Below are 15,711 nucleotides of genomic sequence, written 5' to 3'. Positions count from 1 at the left end.
GTGCTGAGAGCCGCCGGGATCACGCTCCCCGAGTGCAGCCCCAGGCGAACGGCTCGGTCTGCTTCCTCGAAGCGGAGTCCAACGGCTGCTGCCCGCGCTGCGGAGGCGACGAGCACGTCCAGCTCGAATCGATGACTCCTGAGCACGCGTTCGCGTTCGTCAGATTCCTGGCCTCGGCAGCACAGCTCTCCCCGAAGTGATCAACGATTCCCTGCTCATCCAAAATGATCAGAAAGGTAGCGACCATGCAAGACTCTCGCTTACGGGAGCTTGGCGGAGCCCGAGTGCTCGTCACAGGGGGCGGTGGCCTCGTCGGCAGCCGCATCGTGGCACTGCTGAAGGCGAACGGAGCCCAAGCACGTGTCCTGGACCGGCTCGACGCCTACCCTCATCCGGTCCGCAGGCTCTTCGACATCGATGCGAACGCCGCCGAAGTGGTCCTGGGGGACGTACGCGAGGCTGCGACCGTCCGTTGGCTGATTCAGCAGGCCGACTACGTGATTCACGCTGCGGCGTACGCAGATGTTGCCGCGTGCACCCGCAAGCCCGAGGTCGCCTTCGCGGCGAACCTTCAGGGCACGCAGACCGTACTGCAGGAAACACTTCGGTCACCTGTGAAGCGATTGGTGTTCGTGTCCTCGGCGTCCGTCTACGGCAATGGCGGCGACGACGTGCAGGAGTTCACCGAGAGCCAGCCGCTGGTACCGATCTCCGTCTACGCCAATACCAAGCTGTGGGGCGAACATCAGGTCCGGCTGATGCTCGGTGGGTCGGAAGGCCAGCAGTACTCCGTGCTGCGGTACTTCTCCGTTTACGGCGAACCTCAGGTGCCGAAGCCCGGATCACATTCGTGGATGGTGCCGTGGCTTTCGATGTCGGCCCAGCTCGGCTTGCCCATGCGCCTGAACGGCGGAGGCCGACAGGTCCGGGACATGGTGCACGTCGACGACATCGCCCGCGCCACGGTACTGGCGCTCATCGCTGACGGTGCCGCAGATCAGACCATCAATGTCGGCAGCGGCCGGGGGACGTCGGTCCGCGAGATCGCCGGGGTGATCGCCCGCCACTACCCGGAGGCCGAGCTGATCGATGCGCCCCTGCCGGGAGGAGATCCCCTCGGCGGGTATGCGGACACTCGCCGGTCCCGGGAGCTTCTCGGCTGGAAGCCGACCATCACGCTCGAAGCGGGCATCGACCGCTATGTCACCTGGCTCAAGTCCAACCCGGACGTCGTCCCCAACTGGATGGCCCCGTCTTCTTCCGCCCTCGCCGTCTGATCTCATCGAAAGAGAGCGCACCGTGCGTGTTGTCCTGCTGGGCGGAGCCGGGTACATCGGCTCCGTGGCCGCTGACCTCCTTGTACGCCAGGGCCACGATGTCACCGTGGTCGACGGCTTGATCTACAACCGCGACGACGACCCCACCAAGATCCTGCCTGCCACGGCGAAGTTCGTTCACGGCGATCTGCGCGACACTGTCGTTCTCCGGGGCGTCTCGGCCGGTGCGGACGTGGTCGTGCATCTCGGTGGGCTCGTCGGTGAGCCCGCCTGCGCGGTCGCTGAACGGCTCGCGGTCGAACTCAACTACGTGGCCCCGGTACTTGCTGCCGAAGCCGCCGCACAGGAAGGCGTCGGCAGGTTCGTCTTCTTTTCGTCATGCAGCGTCTACGGCCGCCACGAGGGCACTGTCGACGAGGACACACCGACGAACCCGTTGGGCATCTACGCCCGGACCAAGGTCCTGACGGAAGAGCGCCTGCCCGCGGTTCTGGGCGGCATTCCCACTACGATCCTGCGGCTGGCCACCGTCCACAGTCTGTCCCCGCGGCAGCGCCTGGACTCCGTGGTCAACCGCATGGCGTCGCATGCGGTTGCCGACGGTCGTATTCGTCTCAACGGTGGAGGCCAGCGCCGCCCCCTCGTGCACATCAATGATGTCGTGCATGTCCTGGCTCAGGCCCTGACCATGTCCGGCGATCATGTCTGGAACGTCGGTAGCGACCTGGAGAACCACACGATCGGCGACATCGCCAGGATCGTCGCGAGCGTCGTCCCCCGAGCTTGGATCGATCATGGCCCCGAACTCGACGAGACCGACGCGCGGGACTACCGGGTGTCGTTCGCGCGCCTGCGGGAAGCGATGCCTGGAGCCTGCTCCACCACCCTGAAACAGGGGGTGGAGGAGATCGTCGAGGCCGTCGCCGCTGGCATCGCCAAGAACCCGCAGGACTCGCAGTACGACAACCATGCTGGTCTGCGCCTCGCCATCGCCGGCGACAGGGTCGCCGTACTCGGCTCCCCGGACTGCGAGCGCCTCCATGCCGAGTACCTGGCAGCCTTCGGAGAAGGACGATGAACGCCCGCTCCGAGGTCTTCCTCCCTTGGAACAGGCCGTCCATCGGAGACGAGGAGATCGCCGAGGTCACCGACACCCTCCGCTCGGGGTGGCTGACCCACGGGCCGAAGGCCACCCAGTTCGAATACGAAGTGCGCCAGGCACTGGGCCAGGAGGACAGCTTCGCCGTGTCCTCCTGCACCGCCGCCCTGCACCTGGGCCTGCTGTCCGCAGGTATCGGCCCCGGGGACCAAGTGATCACTCCAAGCTTGACGTTCTGCGCCGCACCCAACGCGATCTTCCAAACCGGAGCCGACCCCGTCTTCGTCGACGTGGATCCTGACACGTACAACATCGATCCGGCCGCCACCGAAGCCGCGATCACGGGCGATACCAAGGCCATCGTGGTGATGCACTACGGAGGCCATCCGTGCGACCTGGCCGCGTTCCGGAAGCTGGCCGACGAACACGGTCTGCTTCTTGTCGAGGACGCCGCCCACGCACTTCAGGCAAGCCGCGACGGTTACCAGGCCGGCAGTGTCGGCGACCTCACGGCCCTGTCGTTCTACGCGAACAAGGTCATCACCAGCGGAGAAGGCGGCATGCTTCTGGGCCGTGCTTCTCTCGTCGAACGAGCTCGGCTGCTCGGGCGGCACGGCATCGACTCGTCCGTATGGCAGCGCCACGGCCGCCAGAACACCGCGGACTACGAAGTCGTCGCACCGGGCCTGAAGTACGTCATGTCCGACATCACCGCGGCCGTCGGTCTTCAGCAGTTCCGGAAACTATTGGCGTTCACGGCACGTCGCCAGGAGATCGCCGAGGCGTACAGCAGCGAGCTCGCGGGCCTGCCCGGACTGGTCCTGCCCACCGTGCTCGACGGGGTCCAGCACGGCTGGTTCCTCTACTCCGTCCTGATCGATCCCGAGCCCCGCGGCGCGACCCGCGACATGGTGGCCGGGCGGCTGCTCGTCGACCACGTGATCGGCACGAGCTGTCACTTCAAGCCGGTCCACGCACTCGCCGCGTACGACCTCAACCATCCGCGCAGCTGTCTGCGCGGCGGTCGGCAGAAGCACCCTCTCCGGGTCACCGAGCGGGTGGCCGGTCAGCAACTGTCGTTGCCCTGCTACCCGGCGATGACGGATGACGATGTCATGAGGGTCGTGCGCGCGCTGCACACCGTTCTGAGCTGAACGGCGCTGGGTCGTCTAGCCGGTCAGATGACCGGTGGGCGGCCCAAGCGTGCCATCCGCCAGACCGTACGCCAGCGAATCGGCTTCCGGGGCGGGCACGGCGTCCGTACGCCTTCGAAGAACCCGCCCCACCACGCGCGAAGCCCGGACAGCGGGGGGCGGCGCACCACGGTGAGGAGCGCCCAGACCCCCAGATAGACCGGGGCCAGAACAGCGGGAAGGTGTCGGCGGGCCAACCACACCCGGTTGCGTGCCACGTTCCGGTAGTAGGCCGCGTGCCGGGCCGGGGAGGTCCGGGGGTGCCGGAGAACCATGTCGGCCCGGTATTCGATGTCCCAGTCGGCGTCCAGGGCACGCCAGGCGAAGTCGGTTTCCTCGTGCGCGTAGAAGAACGGCGCGGGAAAGTCGCCCACCTCGTCGATCACGTCCATGCGGATGGCGTGGCCGCCGCCGAGGAAGGTGGTCACCTTCGACGAGCGCATGGGATCCGAGGCACGCAGGCGCGGTACGTGGCGCCGCTGGGTCAGTCCTTCCTCGTCCTCGATACGGAAGCCCACCACACCGAGCCGGGGCGAGGCTGCGAATGCCTCGCGGATGAGCCGCATCGTGTCCTGGCGCGGGAGCAAGCCGTCGTCGTCCAGGACCACCACCACGTCGATGTCACCCCGCTCCCGGAGACGGCGCACGCCCACGTTGCGGCCCCCCGGAATGCCGAGGTTCTCCGTGAGCTCGACGGCATCCACCCAGTCCGGCATCGGCGGCAAGGGCGCACCCTGCCCGATGACGACGGTGGGCACCGGCCCTCCGTCCTGCTTCTCCACCGAATCCAGAAGAGCAGCCACCTCGGCGGGGCGATCACCCATCGTAAGAATCACGTTGCCGAGCATCGGAGCGGAGGGAACGGGTGGCTTCTTGGGCATGACGCCGAGCTTAATGGCGCGGTGATCGTCGAATGCTCCGATCAGCCCCGCTCACCTCGCTGGGCCCCGTTCACCCTGACAAGGGGCCGACACGAACGGCGCAGCGCCGGACGTTGCACGTGCGGTGCGGGGGTGGATCCCAACTAACGCACGGTGGAGTCGTCGGCACCGAGCTGTGGCCTTGGACCACGGCGACCGAGGCCGACGGGCTGACGTCCGGGGCCGTCGGCGACCCGGTCGAGCGCACGATCTCGACCGACACCGTGCGCATCCGCCACCCCTGGAACCGCCGCCGTCAGCTCCTGCTCCGGCGCCGGAGCCGACCTCGGCTCGGGCTCCGGCACCCCCGCACGCCCCCGCCGCGTCCCGGCGAGCGAGGTGAGGGCCACTCCGCCCACCAGCAGCGCCGCCGCGCACCACCGCAGCGGGCTCACCGACTCGCCCAGCAGCAGTGCGGCCGAGGACATCCCGAAGACGGGCACCAGCAGGGTGAACGGGGCCACCGACGACGCCGGGTGCTGGCGCAGCAGGTAGCCCCAGGCGCCGAAGCCGAAGACGGTGGTGATCCAGGCGACGTAGACGATGATTCCGACTCCGCTCCAGTCGAGAGCGGCCAGCGCGGCGGCGTCGCGGTCCCAGCCCTCGAAGACGAGGGAGAGGCCGAGCAGCGGCAGCACCGGCACGGTGGAGACCCAGACCATGAAGTTGAGGGAGTCGGGCGGGGCGGCCTTGCGGGTCAGCACGTTGGACACGCCCCAGCAGGCAGCCGCCGCGATCACCAGGACGAAGGCGAGCACCGGCCCGCCCGTTCCCTCGTCGACCGCCGCCACCCCGATGCCCGCAAGCGCCACTCCCATACCCAACACCCGTGTTCTGCCCGGTCGTTCGCCAAGCGCGAGCGCTGCGAAGAGGGCCGTGAACACCGCCTGGACCTGGAGCACGAGCGAGGAGAGACCGGCGGGCATGCCGCGGTCCATGCCGATGAAGAGGAGCCCGAACTTGGCCACGCCGAGGACCAGGCCCACGCCCACGATCCACTTCCAGGCGACCTTGGGCCGGCCGACGAAGAAGACCGCGGGCAGCGCGGCGACCAGGAAACGCAGGGCGGAGAACAGCAGCGGCGGGAAGTGCCCGAGGCCGACTTCGATGACCACGAAGTTCACACCCCAGACGGCGGCGACCAGGGCCGCCAGGGCTATGTGGAGGGGACGCATGCGCCGAGGATCACCCGCGCCGGCCATGGAGCACCAGCGCCGATTCCTTCATGGTGGAATTGAGCAACGCTAATGAATGCGGTACCGACCATCGTCGAACGCGGTACCGATCAGACCCACACCGATGAATCGGCGAGAACCAACCCCCGGAAGGCCGCGGTGCTCGATCTGTCCCGGCTGCGCGCACTGCACGCGGTCTGCGTCCACGGCTCCGTCGCGGGCGCCGCCGCCGCGCTCGGATACACCCCGTCCGCGGTCTCGCAGCAGATCACCAAGCTGGAGCGGGAGACCCGTACGACCCTCCTCGAACGCCGCGGGCGCGGCGTCGCGCTGACCGAGGAGGCGCTCCACCTCGCCGCGACGGCCCAGCGGCTGCTGGCGATCGTGGAACAGGCGGAGACCACGCTGGAGGAGCGCCGGGGGCTGCCGACGGGACGGCTGTCGATCGGCGCGTTCGCGTCGGCGGCGCGCGGGCTGCTGCCCGGTGTGCTGGCCGGGCTGGAGCGGGACCATCCGGCGCTGGAGGTCCGGCTGACCGAGGTCGATCCGCACCTCTCGGTCGACCTGGTGGCCAAGGGCGTGATCGATCTGGCGGTCGCGCACGACTGGGACATCGCCCCGCTGCCCGCCCCGGAGGGCGTGACGCAGGCGCCGATCGGCGACGACCGGTGCGATCTGCTGGTGCCCGAGGGCCACCGGCTCGCGGGGCGGGACGCGGTGCGGCGCGAGGAGCTGGCGAAGGAGCGGTGGATCTGCCAGCCGCCGGGGAGGGTCTGCCACGACTGGCTCGTGCGGACGCTGCGCGCGGCGGGTTACGAGCCCGACATCCGGCACCAGGCGGAGGAGAACCACACCCAGCTCGCCCTGCTCGCCGCCGGTCTCGGGGTGGCGGTGATCCCGCGCCTGGGGCGGGGACCGCTGCCGCCGAAGGTGGTGGCCGTGCCGCTGGATCCCGTGCCGGTACGGCGGCTGTACGCACTGTGGCGTGCGGAGGCCGCCCGGCGGCCCGCGATCACCGCGGCGGTGTCCGCGCTGCAGGCGCACGCCACCACGCTCGGCCTGGCGTGAGGCGGAGGGGCGGACGGCGTGAGGCGGAGGGCGGAGGGCGTGAGGCGGAGGACGCGGGGTGGGGCACCTGACCGCGGAGCACGGCGGCACCCGCCCCGGCATGAGGCGCCGGGTCGCTCAGCCCCGGAAGCCGGTGGACGTGGATCGCGCGTTGTCGCCCCCGCTGTCGCCACCGCCGCCTCCCTCACCGTCGCCTTCCCCGCCTTCGCCGCCTCCGAAGTCCCGCCCGCCGCTGTCACCACCGCTCTCGCCGCCGTAGGAGCCGCTCTCGGCGTTCTCGCTGCCTTCGAAGCCGTCCTGCCGACCGTCCCCCGGGTCGAAGTAGTCCCGGTCGCCGAAGTCCCCGGAGGCGAGGTCACCGCGCCCGTCGTCCCCGCCCGCGACCAGGTCGGGGCTGTCGTCGCCGTCAGGGCCGTCGTCGCCCGTGCCGTCGTCCCCGCCCGCGACCAGGTCCGGGCTGTCGTCCCCACCCGCGTCCGTGCTGTCGTCAGCGCTGTCGTCCGTGCCGTCGCTGTTCTCCGAGACGGGTTCGGTGGTGTCGGACAGCACGTTCCCGTTCCCGTCGATCACCGTCGTGTGCACGGTGCCGTTGCCTTCCTTGTCCGTGGTCGTCGTCGTGATGGTGGTGTCGCCGTTCGCGGACGTCGTGGATGTCGACGAGCTTTCGTTCCCGTCCTTGTCCTTCACGGTGGCGCCGTGGGACTCCTCGATGTTTCCGCTGCCGTCGTCGTTCCTTTCCTGCCACTGCTTCTCCGTCGTCCCGTCGCGGCGCTCGACGGTGTGCTCCGCCCGGTCCCTGGTGGCCCCGGTCTGCGGGTCGTGGGCATGCTCGGTCCGGTCGGTCGTCTTCTGTCCCTCCGAGTCCCGGCCCTTGGTCTCGTCGCCGCTGTGGGTGACCCGTCCCTGCGCGTCCGTGCGCTCCTTGTGGGCTTCCTCGGACCCGTCCTGGTGGATCGTCCGCCGTTCGCTCGTGGTGTCGACCACCTGGCCGTTCCCGTCCCTGTGCACCGTCTGCGTATCGACGTGCCGGTCCTGGGGGGCCTGCGGCGTGCGGTATTCGTGCTCGCTCCTCGTGTACGTGTCGCCGGAGGCGCCCGACGAGCCGCTGATGTTCACGGTTCCTCCGCCTCTGTCTCCGCCCGTGTCCCCGCTCCCGCCCGCGCCCCGGCGCCCCTGCCCGCACGAGCGAGCAGGTCCGTCATGGCTCTCCGTTCGACGACCGGGTGCGCCCACTCCTCGGCGGCCAGCATCTGCTGCCCGAAGCACAGAGCGATGCAGCCGGCGACGTCCCGCAGCCGCGCCGCCAGTTCGGCGTCCTGCCCCTCACCGGGGAATTCGACGAGCTGGTACGCCGCGTCCTGGCAGACCTCCCAGAGCGCGCGGCGTCCTCCTTCGCGCGAGGCGCGGTCGGCGTCGCGCGCCCTCGCCCACGCCTTCGCGAAGCCACCGCCCGCCACCAGTTCGCCGACGGGAGCGGCGCACAGGCACGGCCCCTGCCGGTCCTCCCAGATGCGGGCGCAGGACGGGAAGGGCCCGTAGCGATCGCCCAGCAGGGCGATCAGCAGCCGTCTCAGCTCCGCGACGGCGCCCGCCGCGTCACGGCCCTCCACGTGCGCGCCCAGCGCGTTCTCGATCGCCCCGGCCACGGCCGCGACCTGAGCGTACGACCAGTCGGCCCGCGCACCGCGCGTGTCGGCGAGGAGCCGGGAGCCATGACGCGCCAGGCGCCCCAGCAGCGCCGGCCGCTCGACCCCCGCGGGCCGCCGGGACTCCACCGTGGCGACGACATCGGGCCAGCAGCGGTCCAGTGCGCCAGGTGTCTGCACCGCCGAGTCGACGACCCGCGCGAACACGCGCATCACCCTGCGTTCCCGGACCAGGGAACGCGCCGCGTCACAGGCGCCCGGGACGGCCAGGCACCGCTGGTCGCACTCGGCGGACGGGGTCAGCCCGGCCACGCGCGAGGCCATGCGGTCCCGAACCTCACCGGCCGTGGGCCAGGAGCCCGCGCCCCCTTTGGAGGGCGGCACCTGCACCAGCAACGGCGCGTCCTCCCCGTCCGTGAACACCGCGGCCCGCCCGACCGGCAAAGTGGCGAGAGCGACGTTCTGGGCCTGGGTCGTCAGCATCGTCGATCCCAGTACGTCCCGGTCGTCCCCGGCAACCACCCGGTGGGCCACCTTGAGGCCGGTGTTCTTCAGCACCTCGGGCGCGAGCTTCGTCGGAACCTGGTCGACGACGACGATGCCCTGCCCGTAGGCGCGAACCTCCGACAGGAGTTGGGTGAAGGTCTCGACCGCCTTGCCCCGTGCGTCGGCCTGCCCCTCCACGACTGCCCTGCCCGTCGTGTTGGCGAGCAGTCGGTGCGCCTCCTCGACGACGAGGAGGTGGCGCAGTTGCTCCGTGTCCCCCTGGAACCGCCGGTGTTCGGCCAGCCGGATCATCAGCAGCCCCATCATGAACGCCTTGTCGTCGTCGTCCCCCATGCCCTCCAGTTCGAGAACGGTGGGACGGCCGAGCAGCAGCTCGATGGGCAGCGAGCGGCGGACATCGAGCATGCGCCCCTTGCCGCCCGTGCGAAGGCTGTTGAGCCGGGTGCGCAGCGCCGCCAGGATGTTCCCGGTGACTTCGGAGTCGTAACCGAGGCGCGGCACGACCTGCTCGACCTTGGACACGAGGTCCGCGAGCGTGGGAAACGCCGCGGCGCGCTCGAAGTCGCCGTCCAGCCGCCGGTTGGTGCCGTAGGTCACTTCCCATCCGCGCGCGGTGTAGACCTCGTGCAGGCAGACCTCCAGCACCTGGGGCAGGGGCGTCCACATGCCGAAGCTCGCGTTGAACACGGAACGCAGCAGGTCGAGGTGGACGGCGGCCGAGGTCCCCTCGGGGACCTCGAAGGGATTGAGCCTGAACGGCGAGACCGTCTCGTCGCCGAGCGTGAAGATCTGCAGCTCGTCGCGGAGTTTCTCGTCGCGCAGCAGAGACCGGTACTCCGTCTTGGCGGGCTCGACGACGAGGAACGGCACACCGCCGCTCGCGGCCTGTCGCATCAGGTGGAACACGGTGTTGGTCTTGCCCGAGCCCGTGACCCCGGTGACGAACGCGTGACGGGTCAGCCGGTCGGGACGCACCCCGTAGGACGTGGTGGTCACCCGCTGATGCTCCACCAGGGTTCCGAGGCCGAGTGCCCCGCCGACGGCGGGCGGCGGCACGGTGTCGAACTCCGGCACCCGGGTCACCGCGAAGCCGTTGGTCTCCGTGCCGGGAAGGTGTACGTAGGCGGCGAGCTGGGCGGAGGTGAGCAGTGTCTGGTGCTGGAACGGGTGGCGGTAGTGACCGGGGGACTCGTCCGGCACGGGATCGGGCAGCGCCCACCGCGCGGCCAGCTCCGGCACGTCCTCCCGGTCCCATACGCGTACCGGCTCCGACAGCGACTGTTCGGCCGAGAAGATCCCGCGCCACATGCCGGCGAGCGGATAGTAGCTCCGCGCGTCTCCCAGGAGGTACACGGCGGTACGCCAACCGCCGGTGTTCTGGGCCTCGGTGAGGTCGTCGAGCCGCAGCCTCAGCAGTTCGTCGTACGTGTCGGCGAGCGGGCTCGGGACGCCCCCGAGCTTGGACGCGGTCTGCACCGACCGTCTCTCGTTGATGAGTTGCAGGCGCAGGTCGCGTACGAGGGCCTCGCCCACCGGCTGTGCGAGGACGAGCGCCGCCCATCTCAGGCCCGCCAGCGAGCGGAGCAGCCGGTCGAAGGGGAGGAGGCCGTCGAACGCCTCCGGGGGTTTGAAGGCCGGGACGCCCAGTGCCAGGCCGCCGAGTTCCCAGTCGCCGCCGGTCGCCTCGTCCGGGCTGATGTCGACGGTCGAGTACAGGGTCTGCAGACCGATCTCGATGAGGCGCTCGTTCGCCTCGACCGACTCCGGCGTCCCGTGGGCCGGCAGCCAGGTCCCGATGCGGAGCCCGGCCCGCCCCGGTTCCGCGCCGACGAGAAAGCCGAGCGGCACTTTGTAGTGGGAGAGCCCGACCAGGAGGTCGCGGGTGACGGGGCAGCGCTGCTCGTCACCCGCGGACGGCCGGGACTTGTCGGTCCGCCCGATGCCGTCGACGTGCATCAGCGCGCGCAACTCGAACGGCGCTTCGGTGAGGCCCGTCCCACCGCTCAGGGGTGGTGGCCGGAATCCCGTCCGCTGGATGTAGTCCACGTCCTGTGCGGTGAGGCTTTCGACGGGCATCGCGGGCTCCTCGCTCAGCCGCCGCTGAATGTCTGGACGAATCCCCAGAGGATGAATGCGAGAATGGCCACGAAGAAGATGATGAAGAGGACCAGAGCGATCCGGGGAATGCCCTTGGCGCGGACTCTCGCCCCGGTCGTGAGATTCTCCACCTCGCTCATGCGGAATGTCCCGGATTTCATCGTGCCGGTCCCTCGCACCCAGTCGCCGTCGCTGATGGAGCCTTCCACCCGGTATCCGCGCATCTCCGCCGGAATGAGCTGGACGCGGTTCCCGGAATCGTCGTAACGCTCGATGCGGAAGGTCCACACCGCCTCGGAGGCGTCCCTCTGCTGCTCGGTCCGGAGCTGGACGCCGTGCACCTGTCCTTCGACGACGCGCACGAGGCCGGCGGGAGGTGGTGGCTCCGGCACACCGCGCCGCCTCGGCGCCTCGCTGCCCGGACCACCGCCCCAACGGTCGCCGGAGCGGCCGTCCGGCGAGAGCGGCGGACCGTCCGGGCGAGGGCTCCAACTGCCGTCGCGGTAGCTTGAGTTCTCGTCGGACCGATCGTTCTGGGGTCGGCCGCAGCGCCCGCATGTCCGGGCGCCCGTCGGCACCTCGGCACCGCAGTGTGGGCACGAAGTCACGGGATCACCCCGGTCGTTGCTCGGTGGTGTGTTCGCTCAGCACGTGCATCTGGCTCAGTGTCCGCTCAGCAGTGCATCCGGCTCAGCAGTGCATCTGGTTGAGGGCGCGGCGCGGTCACATCGGTTGCATCGATCGGCCGCCGACCACACGTCGCTCCCGCGGTTCTCGATGACACGACCATTGTCACCCGTGTGGAGCCGGGTCGCGCGCCGAACCGGTTCGAGGCCGAACGCGTTCGGCAGGCCCGGGGCCGACCGGTCGGTCGGCAAGGAGTCCGGGCCCATCGGCACCTTGCCGTGCGACGGCACCGGCGCTGCGCATTTCCGCCCACACCTCCACGTGTCACCGCCTGTCTCGGACCGGACCCTTGACCGGAAGTTATTTTCTGGATATCCGTGCTCATTGGAAGTTTCTTTCACCGTCTCGTACCCGATCTCCGAGCAAGGCCGAAGGAGCTCACGTGCCCCACCGCACCTCCAGACGCACGCTTCTCACCGCCACCGCCGCCACCGCCGCGGTCGCCGTCACGGGCGGGGCCGCCGCCCCCGGCGCCGCGGCCTCCCCCGGGATCTCGCCCGCCGTGGCCGCCCAGAGGGCCACGGCCACGCGCGGCGGGCTCGCCGCCGGGCACCACAGGTCGGCCGCCACCACCAGGCGCCTCAAGCGGCTCATCTCCCGCATGAGCCTGGAGGAGAAGGTCGGGCAGCTCTTCGTGATGCGGGTCTACGGGCACTCCGCCACCGCGCCCGACCAGGCCGACATCGACGCCAACCTGGCCGAGATCGGGGTCCGCACCGCCGCCGAGCTGATCGCCAAGTACCACGTCGGCGGCATCATCTACTTCGCCTGGGCCCACAACACCCGCGACCCGCACCAGATCGCCGACCTCTCCAACGGCATCCAGCGTGCCGGGCTCGCCGAGCCCACTCCCCTGCCGCTCGTCATCGCCACCGACCAGGAACACGGCATCGTGTGCCGGGTCGGCGAGCCCGCCACCCTGCTGCCTGGCGCGATGGCGCTGGGCGCGGGCGGATCGCGCTCCGACGCCCGCCGGGCCGGGCAGATCGCGGGCGCCGAACTGGCCGCGCTCGGCATCAACCAGAACTACGCGCCGGACGCCGACGTCAACGTCGACCCGGCCAACCCGGTGATCGGCGTGCGCTCCTTCGGCTCCGACCCGCAGTCCGTCGCCGGGATGGTCGCCGCGCAGGTGAAGGGGTATCAGAGCGGCGGTGTAGCCGCGACGGCCAAGCACTTCCCGGGCCACGGCGACACCAGCACCGACAGCCACACCGGCCTGCCGGTCATCACCCACACCCGTGAGGAGTGGGCGGAGCTGGACGCGCCGCCGTTCCGGGCCGCGATCGCCGCGGACATCGACTCGATCATGACCGCCCACATCGTGGTCCCGGCACTGGACCCGTCCGAGGACCCGGCCACCCTGTCCCGCCCGATCCTCACCGGCATCCTGCGCGAGGAACTCGGCTACGACGGTGTCGTGGTGACCGACGCGCTCGGCATGGAGGGCGTACGGACGAAGTACGGCGACGAGCGCGTACCGGTCCTCGCCCTGAAGGCGGGGGTCGACCAACTGCTCAACCCTCCGGACCTCGCCGTCGCCTGGAACGCCGTCCTGGCCGCCGTGACGAGCGGCGAACTCGACGAGACCCGGCTCGACGAATCGATCCTGCGGATCCTGCGGCTGAAGACGAAACTCGGCCTGTTCAACAACCCGTTCGTCAGCCACAAGGACGTGGACCGGGTCGTCGGGACGCGCGCCCACCTCGCCGCCGCCGACCGGATCGCCGAGCGCACCACCACGCTGCTCGCCAACGACGGCGCCGTGCTGCCACTCTCCCGCCGCTCCCACAAGAACCTGCTCGTGGTCGGTGCCGACCCGGCCTCCCCGTCCGGCACCACCGGGCCGCCGACCACCACCCTCGCCGCCGCGTTCACCGAACTCGGGCACACGGCAACGGCGTTGTCCACCGGCACCGCACCCACCCGGACGAAGATCGACGAGGCGGTGGCCGCCGCCCGGGGCAAGGACGCGGTGGTCGTGGGGACGTACAACGTGTCCGCGACCAGTTCCCAGCGCACCCTGGTGAGCGCCCTCGCGGCGACCGGGATCCCGGTGATCGCCGTCGCGATCCGCAATCCGTACGACATCGCGCAGCTGGCGGGCACCGGGGTCGCGGCGAGCCTGGCCACGTACTCCTGGACCGATGTCGAACTGCGCGCCGCCGCCCGGGTCATCGCCGGCCACGCCCGGCCGCGGGGCACCCTGCCGGTGCCGGTGCAGCGCGCGGACGATCCGGCGCGGGTGCTGTACCCGGTCGGACACGGGCTGCGGTACTGACGCCCGGCCGCTTGCCGGTGGGAGGTGCGCGGTGCGCGGGGCCGGACCCCGCGTCCCTCCCACCGGCCCCGGAAGACCCGAGGGGAGGGGGACCGCGCGCCGCGCGCGGTCCCTCCCCTCACACGAACCGGTTACGGGCGCACCCCGTGCTCGTTCACCACGTCCCGGCCGTCCCGGCCGTCCTGCCGGACGTCGAGCCGCGCGTCGAACTTCGCGAGCGGCTTCGCCTGCGACGGGTCCTGCTGCACGGCGGCCGGGGCGACGCCCGCCCAGCGCAGGACGGCCGCGGTGGCCTTCGCCCGGTCGGCCTCCTCAAGCCCGGCCACGTTGGCGCCGTGGTTGCCGCCGGGAACGGTCATGACATAGCTGTCCCGCGCGCCCGCGCCCAGCCGGAAGCGCTCGGAGCCCCACGGGTCGTTCTCCCCGTAGACGTAGAGCATGCGGTTGGCGCGGTGCTTCACCCAGGTGTCGACGTCACGCATCGCCGACGGCTGGAACTTCATCGGGATGTCGCGCGGCACGAAGTTGCGCGGCGGCTGGTACCCGTACCGGCTCAGCTTCCCGAGCCACGGCTGCTTGATGTCGGGCGAGCCGAGCTGGGTGCCCGCCTGGTAGTAGTACGGAACGTACCGCTCCAGGCCCTGGTCGGTGTAGGCGGAGAAGCCGGAGATCGAGTCGACCGAGTCCCAGATCTCCTGGTCGGCGGCGGACTTGGCGTCGGCCGGGACGGTGTCGCAGTCGGCCAGCAGGCTGTACTGCCAGAACGCCCAGACGTAGTCCATCACGACGGCCTCGTAGGCCCGGTCCAGCGAGCCGAGAGTGCTGAAGGTGTAGCCGTTCACCTCGGCGTACTCCCGGAACCTCTCGCCCAGGGGCCCGCGGCGGATCAGCGCCTCGCGCTGCACCCCGTTCAGCCGGTCGCGGCACTCCTTGGTGCCGACATGTCCGAAGAACCGGTCGTAGGCCGAATCCTCCTTGTTCACCACGTCGTTGGGCGCGACGTACGCGACCACGCCGTCCATGTCCCTCGGGTGGAAGCGCTCGTAGTACGTGGCGGTCATACCGCCCTTCGAACCGCCGGTGGCCAGCCAGTTCTTGGCGTAGATCCGCTTGAGCGCGGTGAAGACGCGGTGCTGGTCGTCGGCGGCCTGCCGGACGTCGAGCTTGGACCAGTCGGCGGGCGACGGGCGTGACGGGGTGAAGAATCGATACTCCAGGGAGACCTGGTTGCCGTCGATGATCCGGGTCGGCTCGGAACGGCTGGGGTTCGTCGAGACGTTGTAGCCGCTGGTGAAGAAGACGGTCGGACGGGACGTGTCCTTGTGCAGCAGGGTCAGACGCTGCTGGAACGTGCCCTTGGACGGGCGCCGGTGGTCGACCGGCTGGGTGTATTCGAGGACGAATTGACTTCCGCTCCCCGGGCTAGAGCCCGGGGATTCCTACCACGGTCGGCTGACCGTCTCGGTGGGTTCCTGTTTCACCGCGCTGCGCCGGGACGAGTCCCGGTCTTACCTGCGCTCCGCAGGCTGACACGGCCAGTCCGGCCGCCTTGGCGACGTTGACCGCCGCGTTGATGTCCCGATCGAGGACGGCCCCGCAGGCCCCGCACTCCCACACGCGAATGTGAAGGGGCTTGGGGCCGTCCTTGACGCCGCACTGCGAGCACACCTGGGAGGTCGGCTCGAACCGTCCGATGCGGAGGAATCTGCGGCCGAACTTCGCGGCCTTGTACTCCAGCATCATCACAAACGCGGACCATCC

The 15,711-nt window shown here is 70.3% G+C and carries 12 protein-coding genes and 2 pseudogenes; 6 read left to right on the top strand and 8 right to left on the bottom strand.

All coding sequences use genetic code 11. From position 1 onward, the window contains the following. Nucleotides 1–32: 32 nt before the first annotated feature. The 4 genes from ACGF2V_RS02070 to ACGF2V_RS02055 all read left to right on the top strand — a co-directional run bounded on the left by ACGF2V_RS02070 (nt 33) and on the right by ACGF2V_RS02055 (nt 3,530). A complete protein-coding gene (locus tag ACGF2V_RS02070) occupies nt 33–200 on the top strand; it encodes a hypothetical protein (protein WP_362626884.1) in 168 nt (55 codons plus the stop codon). Nucleotides 201–284: 84 nt separating this feature from the next. Then, nucleotides 285–1,277, top strand: a complete 993-nt coding sequence (locus ACGF2V_RS02065; protein WP_362710195.1) for an NAD-dependent epimerase/dehydratase family protein — start codon at nt 285–287, stop codon at nt 1,275–1,277. 22 nt (nt 1,278–1,299) lie between these two features. Continuing rightward, complete coding sequence (locus ACGF2V_RS02060) at nt 1,300–2,355, top strand: NAD(P)-dependent oxidoreductase (RefSeq protein WP_362710198.1); 1,056 nt, start codon at nt 1,300–1,302, stop codon at nt 2,353–2,355. Continuing rightward, the gene (locus ACGF2V_RS02055) at nt 2,352–3,530 is read left to right on the top strand and encodes a DegT/DnrJ/EryC1/StrS family aminotransferase (RefSeq protein ID WP_362626893.1); all 1,179 of its coding nucleotides are present in this window, start codon (nt 2,352–2,354) and stop codon (nt 3,528–3,530) included. The genes ACGF2V_RS02060 and ACGF2V_RS02055 overlap by 4 nt, the downstream gene beginning before the upstream one ends. Nucleotides 3,531–3,553: 23 nt before the next feature. On the opposite strand, the gene ACGF2V_RS02050 is transcribed toward ACGF2V_RS02055, so the two are convergent. Together ACGF2V_RS02050 and ACGF2V_RS02045 are read right to left on the bottom strand one after the other, a co-directional pair. Beyond that, nucleotides 3,554–4,450, bottom strand: a complete 897-nt coding sequence (locus tag ACGF2V_RS02050; RefSeq protein WP_362626896.1) for a glycosyltransferase family 2 protein — start codon at nt 4,448–4,450, stop codon at nt 3,554–3,556. A 143-nt stretch (nt 4,451–4,593) separates the two neighbouring features. Next, complete coding sequence (locus tag ACGF2V_RS02045) at nt 4,594–5,664, bottom strand: EamA family transporter (protein WP_362710201.1); 1,071 nt, start codon at nt 5,662–5,664, stop codon at nt 4,594–4,596. A 159-nt stretch (nt 5,665–5,823) separates the two neighbouring features. Between ACGF2V_RS02045 and ACGF2V_RS02040 the strand changes: the two genes are divergently transcribed. Continuing rightward, complete coding sequence (locus ACGF2V_RS02040; protein WP_362710219.1) at nt 5,824–6,732, top strand: LysR family transcriptional regulator; 909 nt, start codon at nt 5,824–5,826, stop codon at nt 6,730–6,732. Nucleotides 6,733–6,849: 117 nt separating this feature from the next. Here ACGF2V_RS02040 and ACGF2V_RS02035 read toward each other — a convergent pair whose 3' ends face one another. The 4 genes and pseudogenes from ACGF2V_RS02035 to ACGF2V_RS02020 all read right to left on the bottom strand — a co-directional run. Next, nucleotides 6,850–7,848, bottom strand: a complete 999-nt coding sequence (locus tag ACGF2V_RS02035; protein ID WP_362710204.1) for a hypothetical protein — start codon at nt 7,846–7,848, stop codon at nt 6,850–6,852. Then, on the bottom strand, nt 7,845–10,961 hold the full coding sequence (locus ACGF2V_RS02030; protein WP_362710207.1) for a helicase HerA domain-containing protein: 3,117 nt from the start codon (nt 10,959–10,961) through the stop codon (nt 7,845–7,847). The genes ACGF2V_RS02035 and ACGF2V_RS02030 overlap by 4 nt, the downstream gene beginning before the upstream one ends. Before the next feature lie 14 nt (nt 10,962–10,975). Beyond that, entirely contained in the window at nt 10,976–11,374 is a 399-nt protein-coding gene (locus tag ACGF2V_RS02025) for a hypothetical protein (RefSeq protein WP_392910676.1), read from the bottom strand. Between the two features lie 147 nt (nt 11,375–11,521). Further along, nucleotides 11,522–11,590, bottom strand: a pseudogene (locus tag ACGF2V_RS02020) (zinc-ribbon domain-containing protein); the annotation flags it as partial. A 461-nt stretch (nt 11,591–12,051) separates the two neighbouring features. Here ACGF2V_RS02020 and ACGF2V_RS02015 point away from each other — a divergent pair. Further along, entirely contained in the window at nt 12,052–13,950 is a 1,899-nt protein-coding gene (locus tag ACGF2V_RS02015; RefSeq protein ID WP_362710211.1) for a glycoside hydrolase family 3 protein, read from the top strand. A gap of 131 nt (nt 13,951–14,081) precedes the next feature. Here the strand turns inward: ACGF2V_RS02015 and ACGF2V_RS02010 are convergent. Then, nucleotides 14,082–15,353 (bottom strand): annotated as a pseudogene (locus tag ACGF2V_RS02010) (S28 family serine protease); the annotation flags it as partial. Between the two features lie 19 nt (nt 15,354–15,372). Then, the coding region (locus ACGF2V_RS02005) for a zinc ribbon domain-containing protein (RefSeq protein ID WP_392910425.1) at nt 15,373–15,711 on the bottom strand (339 nt) is incomplete at its 5' end.

Origin of the sequence: Streptomyces sp. NPDC047982, assembly GCF_043204165.1 — a bacterium.
GTDB lineage: Bacteria > Actinomycetota > Actinomycetes > Streptomycetales > Streptomycetaceae > Streptomyces.
Note: the sequence above shows the minus strand (reverse complement) of the source record. Positions and strands in the feature narration are given on the sequence as shown.